Here is a 17,599-nt window from a genome sequence, read left to right as displayed (position 1 = left end):
TTAAACCAGCAGAACCTGCGGAAGTTTCTGCTGTAAGGCCGCCAGTGCAGGCAGTGCGGCGGCACCCTGATCGCTGATTAGCGTACCGATCTGCTGGACGCTGGCGTAGTTTATGCGGCTGCTGATGCCGATTTTCGTGTGGTCGGCCAGCAGGATCAGGCCGCCAGCCTGTTCGGTCATCGCTCTGGCGATAGCCGCCTCATGCGGATGGAAGCTGCTGGCCCCCTGCCTGGCGTCCACGCCCACCGGCGACAGCAGCGCCAGGTCGGCACGATAACGATAAATTTCACTGACCGTCAGCTCACCGCGCGTTTCCTGCGCCCCCGCCCGCATGCTGCCGCCCAGCAGGATCACCTCGTTGTTCAGCGTCTCGTGTTCTTCCGCTGCACTAAGTTTTAGCGCGGCATTCAGGCTGTTGGTGATAATCGTCAGGCCGGACATCGAACGCAGTTCTTCGGCCAGCATGGTGGTGGTGCTGCCCGCATCAATAAACAGGGTCTGCCCGGGCTGTAAAAGCTGCACTGCCGCTCGGGCAATCGCCCGCTTTTCTTTTGCCATGGAGGCACTGCGCACGGTCAGCGGCGGTTCCGGTGCGGCGTCCAGGGCGACCAGGCCGCCGTGTACCCGGCGCGCCATGCCCTGCGCTTCCAGCTCGATAATGTCACGACGGGCAGTTTCCCGGGAGATACCCAGCTCTTTAATGATTCGCTCGGTACTCACCTGATTCAGCGTACTGAGCAGCGCGCGGATGCGGTGTAAGCGTGTTTCCTGCAGCATAATTCTGATTTCCTGACGATAACTCACCGTCATAGCCTAACTGACAATGCGGTACTCTGCATGTGTATTTTATTGCGTTTGTGTATTTTGTTGCGTTTTTCGAAAAAGTTGCCATGATAATCCCCAGACATCACTGAATGCCTGCCGCCGGGCAAACCTCATTTTTGTAACGGGAGCAATCAATGGCTACACGTTCAACCATCATGGATACCAACAGTTTTCGAGCCGAGCACGCTGACGGGCTGGATGCCGACGTGCGTAAACTGACCGATAAGCGCAGCAAAGTGCTGGGCGAATCCTACCGCCTGTTCTACCGCAAGCCGGTGCATCTGGTGAAAGGTAAGGGACAGTATCTGTGGGATGCGGCGGGAAACAAATATCTCGACGTTTACAATAACGTTGCCAGTATTGGCCACTGCCACCCGGCGGTGATTGATGCGGTATATCAGCAGATGCAGCAGCTGAATACCCACACCCGTTATCTGCACGAATCGATCCTTGATTACTCCGAACAGCTGCTCGCCACCGCACCGGCCGCCGTCGATCGCGCCATGTATATGTGTACCGGTTCGGAGGCCAACGATCTGGCAATCCGTATTGCGCGTTCATACAGCGGCGGTACGGGCATTATCGTCAGTCAGGAAGCCTATCACGGTACCAGCGATCTGACTTCCGGCGCTTCTCCGGCGCTGGGTAGTGGACAGCCGCTCGCAGCAACCACCCGTCTGGTGCCGCCGCCGGATCATTATCGCGTTAATAGCCCCGATCTCGGTGCCTGGTTCGCCGCTGAAATTCAGAAGCAGATCGACGATATGGCCGCGCACGGCATCAAGTTCGCCGGTTTCCTTGCCGATTCCATCTTCTCCTCCGACGGCGTGCTGCCGGGGCCAAGAGGCTTCCTGAAGCAGGCCGTTGACGTGGTACATAAGAACGGCGGTATCTTTATTGCCGATGAGGTCCAGCCGGGCTTCGCTCGTACCGGTGATACCTTCTGGGGCTTCGCCCGCCACGACGTCGTGCCGGATGTGATCACCACCGGTAAACCGATGGGCAACGGGATACCGGTTTCCGGCCTGCTGGCCAAAAGTGACGTGCTGGCCGCGTTCAGTGACGATATCCCTTACTTCAATACCTTTGGCGGCAACCCGGTGGCGATGGCCGCAGCACAGGCGGTGCTGAAGGTGATTGAAGAAGAAAAGCTACAGGAACACAGCCGCGTGGTGGGAGCGAAACTGTTGGCGGAACTGTTAACGCTGAAAGATAAGTACGAGTGCGTGGGCGACGTGCGCGGTGCCGGGCTGTTTATCGGTTTTGAACTGGTGACGGATAAAGCCAGCAAAACCCCGAACAAGCCGCTGGCGCTGGACGTTACCGAGATGTTGCGCGACAACCATGTTCTGACTTCAGTAGCCGGGCCTTACGGCAATGTGCTGAAGCTGCGCCCACCGTTGGCATTCCAGGAAAGCGACATCGACTGGCTGGTCGGTGCGCTGGACAAGTCGCTGGCGGCGCTCACCCGCTAGTTTGCCGCTCTGCTGGCCGGGTCAAACCGGCCAGATCCCCCGACTGCCGGGTTAAATTTTCCTTAGATCATTTCATTGTAACCCTGCGGCGAAATGCTATAACCCGTGCATCTCAGCAGCTGCGAACGATACCCTTACTTTGTTCGGGGCATTGATAACCCTTTTCCCGATCATTTATTTAACTATAATGATCCGACTGCTTACCCGGTGCCGTACTGGTGCCCCCCTGATATTAATGGAGATGATGAACATGAGTTATTCACTACCATCCCTGCCTTACGCATACGATGCGCTGGAACCCCATTTCGACAAGCAGACGATGGAAATCCATCACACCAAACACCACCAGGCTTACGTTAACAACGCTAATGCAGCGCTGGAAGGCACTGAATTCGCTAACCTGCCTGTTGATGAACTGATCGCTAAACTGGACCAGCTGCCAGCGGATAAGAAAGGCCCACTGCGTAACAACGCCGGTGGCCACTCTAACCACAGTTTCTTCTGGAAAGGTCTGAAAACCGGCACCACGCTGGGCGGCGATCTGAAAGCGGCTATTGAAAAAGATTTCGGCAGCGTTGACGCGTTCAAAGCAGAATTCGAAAAAGCAGCAACCACCCGTTTCGGTTCAGGCTGGGCGTGGCTGGTTAAGAAAGGTGACAAGCTGGCGGTCGTTTCTACTGCTAACCAGGACAGCCCGCTGATGGGTGAAGCGATCTCCGGTGCATCCGGTACGCCAATCATCGGTCTGGACGTGTGGGAACACGCTTACTACCTGAAATATCAGAACAAACGCCCTGACTACATCAAAGCATTCTGGGATGTGGTTAACTGGGATCAGGCTGCTGCCCTGTTCGCTGCTGCGAAGTAATTTGCTGCAGGCGTGATAAAAGCCGGTGACGCGATGCGTTGCCGGTTTTTTTATACCGATGCTTAACCTGCTTCCTGCTTCCTGCTTCCTGCTTCCTGCTTCCTGCTTCCTGCTTCCTGCTTCCTGCTTCCTGCTTCCTGCTTCCCACACGTATCCTTTCATCCCTCCGCACGCAAACATATAAAAATGCTGGCTAATTGCATTTATCTGATTTTACATACTGATAATCACCCATCGATCAGCGCTTAATTCTGTTATATATGGACATCTGGATGGCTAATAAGATTTTGTGTTAGCTTATGCTCTTTCGTTTGTTGCCTGCCGTGATAATTCATTAAAAAATGCAGCGCACCCTCATTGATTAGCCAGAGAATACACGCCTGTGACCGCGCAAAATCGCCTTGAAATGCGCCATATCTCCATCGCTTTTGGCGGCTTTATGGCACTCAAATCCGTCGACCTGACCCTCGAGGGACACTCTGTTCATGCACTGACCGGTGCCAACGGGGCCGGTAAATCAACGCTGATGGCCGTCTTGTCAGGCGCCTACGATCACTTTACCGGTGAAATTCTGCTCGACGGTCAGCCGGTGAGCATTCGCTCCCCGCGTGATGCCAAACAGCTGGGCATTCACCTGGTTCAGCAGGAAGTGGATGTGGCGCTGGTTCCCGGCCTGAGCGTGGCGGAAAATATCATGCTGGACCGGCTGGCCGAAGGCGGCCAGCTGTATCGCTGGGGAGCCATGCGCCGCCAGGCCCGTTCGCTGCTGGAACAGCTGGATGTGCAGATAGATGTCCGCCGTAAGGTTGAGCACTGCACGCTGGCGGAAAAACAGCAGATTTTACTGGCCCGCGCGCTATCGCATCACTGCCGCTTCCTGATTCTGGATGAACCAACGGCACCGCTGGATCAGCATGAAAGCGAGCGCCTGTTTGCAGTGGTTCGTCGGCTACAGGACAGCGGGATTGGCGTGGTGTTTATCTCGCACCGCATCCACGAACTGAAGGCGATCTGCGATCGCCTGACGGTGCTGCGCGATGGCGAGCTGATTGAAAGCGGACCCATGCAGGATCTGAGCGGCGAACAGATTGTGGAAAAAATGCTGGGCCACCAGTTGGACGACATCTATCCACCGCGCCGCCCACCGTTCAGCGAGGAGATCCTGCTGCATATTGACGGTCTGCACGATGAACAGCTGCTGAAGGATATTACGCTGACGCTGCGTAAGGGCGAGATCCTGGGCATTGCCGGACTGGCGGGCGCAGGGAAAACCGAGCTGTGCAAGGCACTGTTCGGTGCCAGCGCCAGCCGGGTTACGCGCGGCGAGCTGCGCGGCAGGCCATGGAAGCCTTCAACGCCCCATGCCGCCGTTGAAAAGGGCATGGCGCTGATCCCCGAGGAGCGGCGCAAAGAGGGCATCTTTGTTGATGAATCGGTGGTGATGAATCTTAGCGTCAGCGCCGACAACAGCTTTTCCCGCTGGAGCCTGTTCGGCCATCGCCAGGCATGGCGCTGGGCGGAAGAGGTCATCAACAGGCTGGGTATTCGCACCACCGGCCCGCGACAAACGCTGCGCCGCCTGTCCGGCGGTAACCAGCAGAAAGTGGCGATTGGTAAATGGCTGCGAAACGATGCCGACGTGCTGATTTTCGACGAGCCGACAAAGGGCGTTGATATCAAAGCAAAAACAGACCTGTTTGAACTGATCGACGGACTGGCTCGCCAGGGTAGAGGGGTGATTTATGCCTCCGGCGAATTTGCCGAACTGGTCGGACTGTGCGACCGCATCTGCGTACTGTGGGACGGGCGCATTGTGGCCGAAATGGCCGCCAGTGAAACCGACGAAGAAACACTTTTACTTTATTCCACCGGAGGAACACCTGCGTGAGCAGCAAAGAAATTTCCCTCAAGCCGACAGCATCTGTCCGGCACCAGCTGTTTGATTTTCTCTATAAGTGGGGAATGTTGCTGACGGTAGCGGCGCTGATTATCGGTTTTGGCCTGGCGTCAGACAGTTTCCTGGAACCGAGTAACATCATCAATATTCTGCGATCTATCGCTATCGTGACGGTGATTGCAATTGGCGTATCGATATCGCTGACTATCGGCGGTTTTGACCTCTCCGTCGGCTCAACCGCATCGCTGGCCAACTCGCTGGTGATCTCCTTTTTCGTCTGGTACGGATTCGGCCCCACGGCGGCGATTGCACTGACGCTGCTGCTTTGTACGCTGGTTGGCCTGTTTAACGCCTTTATGATCGTCGTGCTAAAGATCCCTGACATGCTGGCCACGCTCGCCAGTCTGTTTGTGGTGCAGGGTGTGGCGATGACCTATAGCTTTGGCGGCTCCATTACCGAAAACATGGTGTTACCAAGCGGTGATATGGCCGAAGGCACCATTCCGGCGGTGTTCTCGCTGCTGGGCCAGGTACCAATTATCGTTATCGTAATGTTGGTGGTGACGGTGCTGGCGCAGCTGCTGCTCTCCCTTACCAAGCACGGACGCCGTATGTACGCCATCGGTGGTAATCCGGAGGCTGCACGCCTGTCCGGTATTCGTACCAACCGTTATCGCGTGGTGGCGTACGTTATCGCCTCGCTGCTGGCCGGGCTGGGCGGTATTCTGCTGGCATCCCGTATCGGTTCTTCGCAGGTTAACGCCGGCGGTGGATACTTAATGGATGCCGTTGCCGCAGCGTGGATTGGGCTTTCTCTGGCCGGGGCCGGGAAGCCAAACGCGCTGGGAACCCTGCTTGGAGCGGTAATCCTCGGCGTGCTGCAAAACGGCCTGGTGATGCTATCCGTTCCCTACTATGCCATGGATATTATTAAAGGCCTGGTGCTGGCGGTTGCGCTGGCGATAACCTACGTTCAGCGTCGGCAGTAACGACTGCCGGACCCACCCTGGCCCGAATAAAACGGTTTATATGCCTTGCGCAGTAAACCGTTTTTTCATTCATCATTACAAACATACAGTGGGGTAGTCAGCCCCGAAACCAGCCATGCATGTTGATTAAATCGCGTCAGATACAGGATAAAAGATCGGCTCTTCATCAGGTTACGATAAAAAACCTCATCCGGAACCGTATCTGTCTCACTGACAATACTCTGGCCCCAGGACAGTTCCAGTGCGTGGTTTTCAGGATGATAACGGTAATCCATTAGCAGTGTTCTGCTCAATATGAAGCGCCCCTCAGGTGCAACCAGACGACCGGTATACAGTAATGCCAGCCTTTTGCTGCCCAACGTGGTCAGGCTCAGACGCCCCTCCATATGTGCCAATGCATCAGGCTGTCTTATCTCAATATCCACCTTCGCGCTACAGGAAAGCACCAGCTTATTATTAGCAAAATAGGTATTTTTTTTGCCCGGGATGATAATGCCTCCCGCAATTAAACATAGAGCAGCGAAGCAGAAAAAAAGTATTTTCTTCATGGTTTATGTATGGTTAGTGAAAGATAGTTCTCACACTTCGATTTATTTTCTCTCTGGTCAGAGAAGCATTGCACAAGAAAAGCCGCCCGCTGATTATGCTCTGCATCATTTGTAAATTGAGTCGTCTTGAGATAAATGTGACTTTTTTTATTAACGCAGTTAATGTTTTTTTGATTGATGATTTTCTTAACGATATCCATTTTATTCTTATCGACAATTTCCCTACCTGATTCTAAATCAAAAACATGGCACAGCCCAACTGAAGAAAATGCGCTTTTATCTCTGGAGAAAAAACCATTCGGGAAACGGGACGTGATAATAACCAACGAGAATAAAATGACTGCCAGAATAATGAAATTGATATTAAAAATTTCTCGTCTAATGAAAATATTTATGAAGCGTTGAAATCTTTTTATTTTACCTTCTCTGGTATCAGGCTTTAATTCCGTAAAACTATCTTCCTCCTCCTCCTCCTCCTCCTCCTCCTCAATTCTTTCTTCTTGCCTACACTGACTGTCGATGACTATCAGAACCTCAGCTTCAAGCCTGAACCCCTCTCTTGGGGAGGTAATGATGATATCCTCCATCCCCAGCTGTGAAAAAATCTTTCTCAGAAAGCTGATATGATTACTAAGATTGTTACTGGAGGGGCTCAATCCGTGATTTCCCCAAACATTTTGTAGTAACTCATCACGTGTTAACGTAATACCCGAATGAGTAACCAGTTCATTTAAAAGCCTGCAGCCCGGTTTTGAAAGCTGTACTGGGATATTTTCTTCCCCTAACAGAATCAGCATTCCAGTGCAAGCATCAAACTCCACCAAATTATTTATTGAGTATTTCATTAGGTATCTGTATGTGAGGGTTCATTGATATATTCATGAGTATCATTTCTTTCAGGACCAAAACAATCTCATCTGACATTCTTAACGCCTTACTTATAAGGATCATTCATTTAATCATTAGGTTTTTAAGTAATGCCACATCTTAATTTTGCGAGCTAATGTTCTTAATAAATTACATTTTTAACCAAAAGACAGAATATAATGCTGAAATAAATTAAAAAATTGGATTATTGTTATGTAATTTTTAACTAATTGATATTAAGTTTTGATTTATGAAAACAAAAGTTATCATTGAACCACTTGATTATCAGGGGGTTTGTTTTTTATTAATCGGCAGGAGCCGGGTTTACTAAGAAGGAGTTATAAAATGATTGAATCCACCAGGGGTTTTCAAAGAGCAACATCCGTAGAACGTGTTATCAATGCACTTCATGATTTTTTTAAAGAAAGTGATTCAAATGATGATGCCACGGCATATGCCAGTACCAGAGATATCGCCGACAGATCTGAACTCAGCATCTATAATGCACGGCATATTTTAATCAAGCTGGAAAAAGAAGGCGTTATTACTTCCGTTAAACTGCGGAAGAGTCTTTACTGGAATAAAACCGACTCATTCACGGGTTAACTCAAAACAAAATGACGCATTCAGTTCTACTGAATGCGTTTTTATATACCCAATTAAAAAATCTGCACCAACATTACTTTTTCGCATTTTCTGGATAAACATCTGAAACGCGCAGATCATAAACCATAGTTGCATTAGGCGGTACTTTAGGCGGATATCCTTTATCACCATACGCCAGCGCAGGCGGAACAACAATGGTAATAGACCCATGGTTTTTAAGCTTTGACAACGCTTCGCGGAATACCGGCGGGAATGCTGATATCGGCTGAGTCAGCACAATACCTTTAGCATCCATATCCTCAATAACCATGCCATTGGCCAGACTCTCTTTTACAACGACATCAATTGTTGCGCCCGAAGGAATAGGCGTATCTCCCGTATACCCGAGACGATACCAAAAACCAGATTCACTTTTTTTGACATTCTTCTGTTTGGTAAAATTAGCCATGAAGTTTTTAGTCGACTTGTCTAAATCGCCCATGTACTTCTCACGACCCGATTTTACCCGTTCGCTGATGTTCATTAATGCCTTATGCAACTCAGCTGGAGGAAGCTTTTCCTTCCCCTGGAAGGAATCGATGATCCCAGCAAGAACGCTCGGTTTATCACTATCCGTTGATGCCCAGTTACGGTTTTCGGCCTGGAGCTGGAGAATCTCTGTTCCAAGAGAAACACCTATTGCATATGCCTCACGGGTTGATTTCTTCTTCAGCGTTTCAGAGTTAATCTCCAGCAAGCCTTTAGCTTTGGATGAAACATTCTGTTTTGTCGCTTCGGTAAGCTCGGCCTGAGTTGCATCCAGTTTTAGCTGCAGCTCCTTAATCTTATTCTCTGCCGCCTTGTTCTCTGCGGTGAGTTTTGAATCATCAGTTTTGACCGCCTCTCCGCCGGTAGTAACAGCTTTTTTCTGCAGCATCAACGCAGTATCTAACTGCCCCTGAAGGGCTTTTATTTTAAGCTGACTATCAGCCAGTTGAGCCGCACCAGGTGCGTTATCTAACTGGTGCTGTAATTTATCTTTCTCTGACTGAATAGCGCTTTGCTGTTCCTGGGCTGAAACCAGTTTGCCCTGCAGCTCTTTTAACTGCATAACAAGAGCGGCATGACTTGCCTCATTACCCTTAAGATCGCTTTGTAGCTTCTGCTGGAATTCCTGTTTTTCAGCAAGCAGAGCCGTCTGCTGAACCTGTAATGCATCCAATTTTTCCTGAAGCGCCTTAATTGTATTATCAGCCAATTGCTTCTCTGCCAGCAGAATGACATTGCTAGCTTTCACCTGTTGGCTGGCGCTGATTTCCTTTTTCTGCAGCTGTATAGCGCTGGCATCCAGCTCACTTTGCAGGGCCTTCACCTTCTGCTGGCTGTCGGCCAACTGCGCAGGGGTGGGGGCATGTTCAATCTGACGCTGAAGTTTTTCTTTATCTGCCAACAAAACCGTTTGCTGCTGCTGGGCGGTGGTCAATTTATCCTGCAGCTCTTTAAGCTGCACGGCTATCGCTGCGCTATTTGCTTCTTTACTAAGCAGATTGTTTTGCAGCTTTTGCTGAAGTTGTTTCTGTTCTGACTCCAGAGCCGCTTGCTGAATTTGGGATGCGGCCAGCTTCTCCTGTAGCGCTTTAATCTTATCTTCCGCTGATTTTTTCTCAGCGATTAGCATTTCGCTGCTCGATTTAGCCTGCTCAGCGGCGCTGCGTTCTTGTTTCTGTAGCAGCTGGGTATGGGCATCCAGCTGATTTTTCAGCTTAATAACCTGCTGCTGACTATCGGAAAGTTGGGCAGGCGTAGGAGCCGCCGCCAGCTGTTGCTGCAGCTGCTGCTTTTCGTTTTCTAAATCAGTGAGTTGCTGCTGCCGGGAAGCCAGCTCTTCCTCAAGTTTATTCTGCTGTTTTTTGACTCTTTCAAGCGTTTCACTTACGCTGCCATGCCCGGAGATCTGCAACATAAGCTGTTTATTATCGTCAGCATACTGCTTGTTTTCGTTCTCTAACTTGCGCATGGAAGCTTCAAGTTGTTGAACCTGTGCCGACGCCTGTGATGATTTCTGGCGGCTTGCAGCAAGGTCCGATTCCAGCCGGTCTTTTTCCTTGTTCAGCTTTTCAAGCCTGGCACTCAGCGATGTTTCACGTACGCCGTGCAACTCAGCATTGTTCTTCTTGAGAACCACGGTTTTGTTTTGTAAATCATCAAGCTGTAATTTCAGCTCTTTTTGCTTTTCTTGCATCGCAGCTTCTGCCAGCCGGGCATCTGCCGCCCGCTGATTAGCCTGCTTCAGATTTTCAGCAAGAGCGTCAGGTGCAGGGCGTAAAGTGAAAGTCCTGTAGAGGCTCTCAATCATATTTTGAACCATCTTCACATCTTGCGGTGAAGCCGCTGGAACAGCAGCTACTGCCGCAGACGCTTTCTCAGCTGCCTGCTTGAGTGTAGTAAGTTGCTTTTCGAGTTTTTGAATGGTCTGACTTTGCGCCGCAATCTCACGCTCTTTTTGGACAACATGCCCCTTTAACTGGAATAGCTGACGCCGTTCAGACTCAGTCATCAGAGCCTGATTGACTACGGGTGCAGGCACAGGTTTTTTAGGTACAGACGACACATTACGCTTCGGTTTAGGCGCTTTTTTGGCGGGTTTGTACCGCGGAGTGTCGATCTGTTCTTGCTGATACTTACGCGCAAACTGAAGAACCGCAGGTGCTTCATTTGGCTCGGCATAGGCTGGCCTGCCAACAACCGTCAGGCTAAATATGAGCAACGCAATCTGGGAATGAACGAAAGGGAATGCGCCTGGCTTACGGTTCATGGACGAGCCTCACCTCGGCGCGTCAGTCCATCCAATAATGTTTGAGCGATCTGAGCACAAAGCAGATTAGCTCGATAACGATACAGGGCATCTACTGTGTCCTGCGTATCGGCATTAATCTTTTGGCGGAGGTTAGCGTATTGAGCAGCGCCATTCATCAGGTAGTCGAAAGAATTACGCATACGCGTGTACTGCGCCGGGCTCATCACTTTCAGTGCCTCCAACTGAGACTGGCACTGCTGTAGCTTTTCACTTTCCGTCTGATATTTTTCGCTGTGCGTCTCCGCATTGCTATTCTGCCGGGCAAGCACCGGCTTTCCGCTGTCAATAGCAGCGGAAGCAGATACAGCACCCGCAGTGGCAGATTGCACTTGTGCAGTATTGGATGATGAACGGACCATCGATTTACCTGTATTTGATGTGGTCTGACAACCCAATAAAAAAAATGCAAAAAATAATATTGCATTATTTCTTGCATACAAAAATAAATTGGAAGATGTTTTAATCATGAATATCTCAGTTATTTTTCACGGGCACGCCATGATTCACACCACCCTTCCTGAAGAAGCCAATAGTTCAGCTCGGCAGGACGAATCATGTTCAGCTTAGACATAATATTTCGTTTATGGGCACTTACTGTTTTTTCACTGATGTGAAGAAAACGGGCCACCGCACCATTACTAATACCCCGAGCGAGATAACGAAGTATCTCCGTTTCACGCCTGGTAAGATTGTTTTTAGATCGTACTGAACACGGTGGTATTAAAATGTTGCGCAAATCAGATTGTGGCTCAAGGTGATTACGGATAGCTTTAGCAACATCATCAACGGCCTGATCTCTGTATAACGAAGTATACTGATTTAACTTGCTGATTTTCAGTGTGTTTGCTGTATTACTCGATGCAGCATCATGAATGATAAACACGCTTAATGCGCGAGAAGCCAATCTACGATTCAAATAGTGAAGATTCGCAACCGATACTGTGTCAGCAGACAAAAATATTAGTTTGGCCCGACTGTTAAAAACGCAGTCGGTAAACTCTACGTTCAGCCCCATTGATGATGAATTATCACTGATGCAATTCATTAGCCCTTCAGCAAAAAAGCGATTAGGGTCATTGATGACAACTGTTAAATGGTTTCTTTTCATAAATAGATCCTGATGTTATCCCTAACCCGAGAAGTTGTTATTTAATCTCAACAACTACCCCGCTATCTCCTGATGGCAATCGTTGGGATTGTATCTCAGAGCATTTAATAAAAAAAGCAAGCCGTCATTAATACATAAACTGCGATATAATATATCGCACATATTTTATTGATGGTTTAGATCGTCGCAAGAGGTTATTTTTTATTTTAATGGCGATGTTTAGTTTCTTACTTAATGACATATTTTTAAGTAAGAAGCCATCTGTGGATACTGAGTGAAACCTACTGTTTTAACTGGAAAAATCAACCGTTAAAAAGGAAAGTGTTGCTGAGCATCTTTTTAATGTTTTTAAAAATCAATGTCAAGACACTCAGCCAACACACAACTTAGAAAGAATAATTAATGCAGAAGGGATTTCATTTCTACTGTCATGTCATTACCAAAATCATTGAATAATTAGATTATTCATATTCGAGATAAAATGTTGCAACAGCGGTAAATGGACCCAACACAATGTTTTTTTTAGTTATGGCTTCCGGTTCCGCCTGAACGTATGCTTTAAAGTAAATTTCATTGCTTCCCTCTTTCAGCTGGTAATCCGAAGTCTTTTTACCGAGCGGAAGAGATGAACCATCAGCCGTTTCAAGCCCAACCGCAATACCTGATGTTTTCCCCCCTTCCGTTATCGCAAGGAGGTTAGGCAGTGCAATGCTTCTCTGTCCATCGAAAGATATTCTTACATTCTTGCCTACGCTCAAATCGCACTCAGACAGTAATAGACTGAATTGGCGAGAGTATGATCGCCCGTAAATATAAAGTGACTTTTCAATAACTGAATCAAAATTAAGACTAAGCGACTCATTACCCTGATCTATGATACAGGGCTGAGCAACTAACTGCCCCGAAAAGCGCAGATTGTCTGCACCACTACTATCCTCTACAGAATATGCAGATGAACCAGCTGATAAGGTCGATATCAGCAGGCTGGTATATAAAAAAGATCGGCTAAGTCTGAGATATCTTTTCATCCAGCCAGCTCCTGTTAGTGATATTCAGCCTTTAATGTAGCCGTTGCTTCAAAAGTACCATCCGTTAATGTTCCTCCGGATTTATTCACAGGAACAGCCCATATTTCCGGTTGACTATTATAATTAATATCAATAGGTTTGTTCAGGCTAAATTTAGTCTTCGAACCACCGCTACCATAGTAAATTTGAATTCCAAGATCGCCAAGATTGGTTTTAATGACACCATCACCGTAGGCACCGCTCCCAACCAGCGTTAACTGTAGATCCAGACCTGAAGTACCGTCACCACATTTTAGTTTATAAGGAACAGGCTGCATAAAATTAACCCCATCGATTTTACTAATAGGCATACGACCTGGGAACGCAATAACGATCTGTGATCCGGTTTCATCCACACCAATAGTACATTGTGGTGGAATAACTAACGTTCCGGTAAATTTCAAATTATCTGCAGCGTTAACCTGATTACATAATAAAATAGCCAGTGCGAATGCGGTGCCATTTTTCAATAAATTCATCATTACTTTCCTTGTTATCTGATTATTGGTAATCCAGTCCAACATTAATCAGTGACCACCAGTTACCGGCAACTAAGCTTGCACGCGTACGCTCGGGGGCGATTATATAGACTAACTGATTATTCCCCGGTGTGAGTTGTAAAGGAGTGGCATGGCCACCAACACGGACATCTCTTCCGAGCATATCCTTAAGTCGCAATGCCAATCCGCTGGCTCCGTTGACCTGAATCAACTCCGGATTATCAGGGTCCAAAGGAGCCTTAAAGCTAATGGAAACGGATGGTTGCCTGTTGCTCCAGTTGACGTTGCCCGTGAAGCTATCACTCACTCTTGAAGCAGAAGATGCACAATCCTCCAGCTTTATTTCAAACCTCACGGCTTTACCACGTTCACCAATATGTCGTAGCTGTGCAGTTCCTATATTTCCCATGGAGATATCTTGCCAGGCAGAGCTGGTAGCCAAACGGCAGGCACTTTCCGTTAGCGAACCATGAACGTGTATTTCGCCATGTGCACCGTCTACCTCCCAGTTATCCGCGGCCAGAATGGCAGGATGATATAAAGTACATGCAGCAAAAATTGCAGACGCAACGGCGCACCTGATTGAATGAGAGGGCCTTTCATTCTGTACCAACGGGCTGCAATTTATTTTTCTCTGCTGTTTTTGCACACCTGATCTCCTTATCCCGCAGTTTATTCTTTATATCCGTTATTAAGATTTAATCGGCGTCGCCTTGCAGGTAATGCCACTACAGGTAAATTTCAGCTGAGGGCGCCCACCGTAGTCATTGATATAAGTTAATACCGGACTATCGCCTAATACTGCTGCACCAGATTTAATCGGAGCCTGGCCGTTTGGAGCAATCATTACGGCTTCAAAATCTTTTGCAGACGGTCCCTTCACGCGACTACTGGCATCGACGAGAGTGACATAGTATGGCGTCGGATTATTAACCACATAACGATCTCCCTGGCGAGTCAGCGTGAGTTTTTCCTGCCACGGTATGCTGTTGCTCTGAATCATCAGCGCAGCAGGACGGTAAAAGAGTTTTACACGTGTCTGGAGTGCGATTTGCAGTGTATTTGGCTTATCGCTGCGTGGTGGAATCTCTCGCAGGTTAAAATAGAACAGCGATTCGCGTTCCTGGGGCAGGCTCTTTTCTGCGCCCACCGACTGAATCCTAACCTGGCTTTGAGCACCAGGCTCAATGCGCTGAACTGGTGGTAATACAGTTAATGGCGAAGATACTTTGTTACCTTTCTCATCTTCAAGCCATGCCTGAGCCAGATAGGGCAGCTGTTTATTTTCGTTACTGACGCTAAGACTCACCGATTTTTGGCCACCGTCAAATACAATGCGGGTACGATCTAACGCAATAGCCGCAAATGCAGACTGGATCATCAATGGAGCCAGTACCAGCCCCATAATAATTTTTTGTTTCATTTTCTCATCTCATCTATTTTTTATTACCAGCCACCATGTGGCATGGCAACAGTAAATTTGTCTCTTCGCTGATTAACAGATTCTTAGGCAGTGACAATTCACATTTTTCTTTGCCATCCCAGAATACTTTCATGGTTTCACCTGCTTTAATGCCAGACAGATATACGCTACCGCCATCATTAACAATCCCGACGCTCTGATTTCTGCTATTTCTGACGGTGGCACCAAATGGCGGTGTAGACCCATCTGCCAGACGGAGTACCGCCATCGCTTTTTCCCCAGAAATAACTTCGAATTTACGATAACCAATTGCGCCTTCAGTCAGGGTCGCCTGAGTGACAGAACGAATAGCTTCAGAATTCTTTGGTAACTTATTGAGATCGATTCTAAGTTTGTTTCGGTAATAATTACTCACGTCAGCTATTACAACTTTTCCGAAGCGGTTAGACGAGCTCGTTGCGCCATAACCACTAACTGGAACATCCGCCACACCATCGGTATCCAGAAGAATACGGGTTCCCCCAATAATACTGGTTCTGTGCAATGCTGCACCTTTCAGTGTTGCAGTTGCCCCACCCTGGACGCTCAATCCCACCGAGCTGTATTCTCCTTCCTGATAAGTGGCATTAGCATCAATCTGGGCAATATCACCTTCATGAGTATAATAACCACTTGCCAGCGCCTTACTGTGTGATAGTCCACTACTGACCTGATAGTTGTTATGTTCATCGATCCGTCTGTAATAGCTCGCTTTATTTGTATTTTCAGAACGCCCCCAACTGCCGTTATAGCTCAGGCTGGCATCGGTGCCGATCGGTAATGATAGCGACAAGTACATCCCGTCATCAGTATGACCGTTATATTTATTTCGGAAAGCAGTTAATGACAGACTTAAGTTTTTTAAGCGACCTAAGTCAAAATAGCTTGACACTGTCATATCGTAGCGATCGTTATCTGGTCTGTCCCAATATGTCTGATGGTTATAATTAAGGTACGCACTAACGCCAGTATCACGGAACTGCTGGTTAAAGGAGATGGTATACATCTCTTTACTGTTTTGCGTGTGGACTCCGGTTATTCTGGCATCGAGATATTCACTCATGCTCATGTAGTTTTTCTGCGAGAAGCGATATCCCGCAAAGGTCACCTGATTATCATAGTCATCAAAGCGCTTCGAATAGCTCAAGCGATATGAACCGCCCGAGTATAGCTCATCACTATGAGGCAATTTTGCCCTGGATTGCGTTGCGTCAAATGAAAGAGCGCCAAGGAATAACAGATCGCGACCAATACCTAATGCAAGAGCATTATATCTGCCGTCGGATACACCACCGCCATATAAAGACCAGCCGTTATTAATACCCCAAGAGAACTCTCCGGAGCCAAACATCGGTCCATTAGCATGATGTCGCCAGTCTGTAGGGCGACCAGATGCAATTTTGTAACGGATTGTTCCTGGACGAGTCAGATAAGGAATGTTCGCCGTATTGATCGAAAATTCCTGCACGCTTCCGTCCTGCTCTTCAACGCGTACATCTAATTTACCGGTAACCGCATCGTTAATATCCTGAATACGGAATGGACCAGATGCGACCTGAGTTTGCTGTAACACACGCCCTTGCTGAGTGATAATGACTTTTGCGTTAGTTTTCGCTACGCCGGTAACTTCTGGCGCATAGCCACGTAGATTGGGCGGCAGCATCGCATCATCGGTTGCCAGCGAAGCGCCGGTAAAACGGAAGCTGTCAAAAATATCAGAGTTGAGGTAGTTCTCACCCAACGTCAGTTTTGCACCAAGACGAGCTATGGTCCTGTAGGCGTAATAACGACTCCAGTCCCAGGTCATCTTGTTAGATGCTCCATTACCTGACTGATGATTGTAACGGCTTTGCCAATCGGCACGAAAACGCCATACGTCAAAGTTGGCACCTACGGTACCATTGCCACTAACATCATAACTCTTTTCTCCGCCCTTACTTTGGCGTTGTCCCTGAGCATTGACGTTATAGTCGAACAACAGCCCTGGAATACCATTGTCCCAGCGCGAGGGCGGGTCCCAGTCATCAGAGGTATATTCCAGGTAAGCCTGCGGAATGCTGAGATAAACCGTCGATACGGACAGATCGCTTTTAACCACCGTTCCTTTCAGACTGTCAGCAACCAGGCAGCGTCCATTGTGCCACCAGGTCAGTTTGTTCTTCATTGGTGGCTTCAGGCCAATTTGCTCTACCAGCTCTGGTGTAATACAGGCTTCACTGCCTTTAGGATCGTTATCCGGAGCATAAAAGCTAACTGGCTGTTCTCTCAGCTGCTGCTTGTTAATATTGACGGACATGATGTAATCACCCGGCATAACGAAACCAGCACGGGAAAACTGATTGAGGTCGATATTTTTACGATCGTTAACATCGAGTACATCGACGTTAAAATTGAAGTCCTGGGATTTAGCGGGAAAGACAGCGCCGCTGATGATGCAACTAATGATTAATCCCAGAATATGCGGGCGTGTAGAAAAAGACCTAAAATAATATGGCGTCATCATTCCCTGACCTTTTTTATTCCATTCAGCGCCATAGAGTCATCTACATCA

At 48.3% G+C, this 17,599-nt stretch carries 16 protein-coding genes; 5 read left to right on the top strand and 11 right to left on the bottom strand.

Going from position 1 to position 17,599, the window contains the following annotated elements; genetic code table 11:
• A complete protein-coding gene (locus tag OMR58_RS15560; protein ID WP_105593632.1) occupies nucleotides 1-777 on the bottom strand; it encodes a DeoR/GlpR family DNA-binding transcription regulator in 777 nt (258 codons plus the stop codon).
• Between the two features lie 182 nt (nucleotides 778-959).
• Between OMR58_RS15560 and OMR58_RS15555 the strand changes: the two genes are divergently transcribed.
• The 4 genes from OMR58_RS15555 (at nucleotide 960) to OMR58_RS15540 (ending at nucleotide 6,054) form a co-directional block, all read left to right on the top strand.
• On the top strand, nucleotides 960-2,300 hold the full coding sequence (locus OMR58_RS15555) for an aspartate aminotransferase family protein (RefSeq protein ID WP_200560694.1): 1,341 nt from the start codon (nucleotides 960-962) through the stop codon (nucleotides 2,298-2,300).
• 250 nt (nucleotides 2,301-2,550) lie between these two features.
• Entirely contained in the window at nucleotides 2,551-3,168 is a 618-nt protein-coding gene (gene sodA / locus OMR58_RS15550) for a superoxide dismutase [Mn] (protein ID WP_105593634.1), read from the top strand.
• A gap of 382 nt (nucleotides 3,169-3,550) precedes the next feature.
• On the top strand, nucleotides 3,551-5,056 hold the full coding sequence (locus OMR58_RS15545; RefSeq protein ID WP_264546346.1) for a sugar ABC transporter ATP-binding protein: 1,506 nt from the start codon (nucleotides 3,551-3,553) through the stop codon (nucleotides 5,054-5,056).
• Nucleotides 5,053-6,054, top strand: coding sequence for an ABC transporter permease (locus OMR58_RS15540; protein WP_105593636.1), 1,002 nt, complete (start codon nucleotides 5,053-5,055; stop codon nucleotides 6,052-6,054). Before OMR58_RS15545 ends, OMR58_RS15540 begins: the two co-directional genes overlap by 4 nt.
• Nucleotides 6,055-6,119: 65 nt before the next feature.
• Here the strand turns inward: OMR58_RS15540 and OMR58_RS15535 are convergent, their stop codons facing one another.
• Both OMR58_RS15535 and OMR58_RS15530 read right to left on the bottom strand, forming a co-directional pair.
• On the bottom strand, nucleotides 6,120-6,602 hold the full coding sequence (locus OMR58_RS15535) for a hypothetical protein (protein ID WP_200560692.1): 483 nt from the start codon (nucleotides 6,600-6,602) through the stop codon (nucleotides 6,120-6,122).
• Nucleotides 6,599-7,447 (bottom strand): winged helix-turn-helix domain-containing protein, encoded by an 849-nt coding sequence (locus OMR58_RS15530; protein WP_264546345.1) that lies wholly within the window; start codon nucleotides 7,445-7,447, stop codon nucleotides 6,599-6,601. The genes OMR58_RS15535 and OMR58_RS15530 overlap by 4 nt, the downstream gene beginning before the upstream one ends.
• A 367-nt stretch (nucleotides 7,448-7,814) precedes the next feature.
• On the opposite strand from OMR58_RS15530, the gene OMR58_RS15525 reads away from it, so the two are divergent.
• Nucleotides 7,815-8,075, top strand: coding sequence for a FaeA/PapI family transcriptional regulator (locus tag OMR58_RS15525; RefSeq protein ID WP_200560690.1), 261 nt, complete (start codon nucleotides 7,815-7,817; stop codon nucleotides 8,073-8,075).
• A gap of 73 nt (nucleotides 8,076-8,148) precedes the next feature.
• Here the strand turns inward: OMR58_RS15525 and OMR58_RS15520 are convergent, their stop codons facing one another.
• From OMR58_RS15520 to OMR58_RS15485, 8 genes are all read right to left on the bottom strand, one after another.
• Nucleotides 8,149-10,869 (bottom strand): FKBP-type peptidyl-prolyl cis-trans isomerase N-terminal domain-containing protein, encoded by a 2,721-nt coding sequence (locus OMR58_RS15520; RefSeq protein ID WP_264546344.1) that lies wholly within the window; start codon nucleotides 10,867-10,869, stop codon nucleotides 8,149-8,151.
• A complete protein-coding gene (locus OMR58_RS15515) occupies nucleotides 10,866-11,378 on the bottom strand; it encodes a hypothetical protein (RefSeq protein WP_234471869.1) in 513 nt (170 codons plus the stop codon). The genes OMR58_RS15520 and OMR58_RS15515 overlap by 4 nt, the downstream gene beginning before the upstream one ends.
• Nucleotides 11,379-11,389: 11 nt before the next feature.
• Nucleotides 11,390-12,019 (bottom strand): helix-turn-helix transcriptional regulator, encoded by a 630-nt coding sequence (locus OMR58_RS15510; RefSeq protein ID WP_200560688.1) that lies wholly within the window; start codon nucleotides 12,017-12,019, stop codon nucleotides 11,390-11,392.
• A gap of 461 nt (nucleotides 12,020-12,480) precedes the next feature.
• A complete protein-coding gene (locus OMR58_RS15505) occupies nucleotides 12,481-13,047 on the bottom strand; it encodes a fimbrial protein (RefSeq protein ID WP_200560687.1) in 567 nt (188 codons plus the stop codon).
• Between the two features lie 14 nt (nucleotides 13,048-13,061).
• Complete coding sequence (locus OMR58_RS15500) at nucleotides 13,062-13,568, bottom strand: fimbrial protein (RefSeq protein WP_200560686.1); 507 nt, start codon at nucleotides 13,566-13,568, stop codon at nucleotides 13,062-13,064.
• 19 nt (nucleotides 13,569-13,587) lie between these two features.
• Nucleotides 13,588-14,235: a fimbrial protein gene (locus OMR58_RS15495; RefSeq protein WP_264546343.1), complete on the bottom strand. Its 648-nt coding sequence runs from the start codon at nucleotides 14,233-14,235 to the stop codon at nucleotides 13,588-13,590.
• Nucleotides 14,236-14,277: 42 nt separating this feature from the next.
• Nucleotides 14,278-15,009, bottom strand: a complete 732-nt coding sequence (locus tag OMR58_RS15490) for a fimbria/pilus periplasmic chaperone (protein ID WP_200560685.1) — start codon at nucleotides 15,007-15,009, stop codon at nucleotides 14,278-14,280.
• Between the two features lie 13 nt (nucleotides 15,010-15,022).
• Nucleotides 15,023-17,548, bottom strand: coding sequence for an outer membrane usher protein (locus OMR58_RS15485; RefSeq protein ID WP_444861323.1), 2,526 nt, complete (start codon nucleotides 17,546-17,548; stop codon nucleotides 15,023-15,025).
• Between the last annotated feature and the right edge of the window lie 51 nt (nucleotides 17,549-17,599).

Origin of the sequence: Erwinia sp. INIA01 (genome assembly GCF_025947915.1) — a bacterium.
Taxonomy (GTDB): Bacteria; Pseudomonadota; Gammaproteobacteria; order Enterobacterales; family Enterobacteriaceae; genus Erwinia; species Erwinia coffeiphila.
Note: the sequence above shows the minus strand (reverse complement) of the source record. Positions and strands in the feature narration are given on the sequence as shown.

Excerpts from the sequence above, each read along its gene's own strand:
- OMR58_RS15510 (WP_200560688.1), bottom strand. The coding sequence starts at position 12,019 with ATGAAAAGAAACCATTTAACAGTTGTCATCAATGACCCTAATCGCTTT.
- OMR58_RS15525 (WP_200560690.1), top strand. The coding sequence starts at position 7,815 with ATGATTGAATCCACCAGGGGTTTTCAAAGAGCAACATCCGTAGAACGT.
- OMR58_RS15520 (WP_264546344.1), bottom strand. The coding sequence starts at position 10,869 with ATGAACCGTAAGCCAGGCGCATTCCCTTTCGTTCATTCCCAGATTGCG.
- OMR58_RS15555 (WP_200560694.1), top strand. The coding sequence starts at position 960 with ATGGCTACACGTTCAACCATCATGGATACCAACAGTTTTCGAGCCGAG.
- OMR58_RS15535 (WP_200560692.1), bottom strand. The coding sequence starts at position 6,602 with ATGAAGAAAATACTTTTTTTCTGCTTCGCTGCTCTATGTTTAATTGCG.
- OMR58_RS15500 (WP_200560686.1), bottom strand. The coding sequence starts at position 13,568 with ATGATGAATTTATTGAAAAATGGCACCGCATTCGCACTGGCTATTTTA.
- sodA (WP_105593634.1), top strand. The coding sequence starts at position 2,551 with ATGAGTTATTCACTACCATCCCTGCCTTACGCATACGATGCGCTGGAA.
- OMR58_RS15530 (WP_264546345.1), bottom strand. The coding sequence starts at position 7,447 with ATGAAATACTCAATAAATAATTTGGTGGAGTTTGATGCTTGCACTGGA.
- OMR58_RS15490 (WP_200560685.1), bottom strand. The coding sequence starts at position 15,009 with ATGAAACAAAAAATTATTATGGGGCTGGTACTGGCTCCATTGATGATC.
- OMR58_RS15485 (WP_444861323.1), bottom strand. The coding sequence starts at position 17,548 with ATGACGCCATATTATTTTAGGTCTTTTTCTACACGCCCGCATATTCTG.
- OMR58_RS15505 (WP_200560687.1), bottom strand. The coding sequence starts at position 13,047 with ATGAAAAGATATCTCAGACTTAGCCGATCTTTTTTATATACCAGCCTG.
- OMR58_RS15515 (WP_234471869.1), bottom strand. The coding sequence starts at position 11,378 with ATGATTAAAACATCTTCCAATTTATTTTTGTATGCAAGAAATAATGCA.
- OMR58_RS15560 (WP_105593632.1), bottom strand. The coding sequence starts at position 777 with ATGCTGCAGGAAACACGCTTACACCGCATCCGCGCGCTGCTCAGTACG.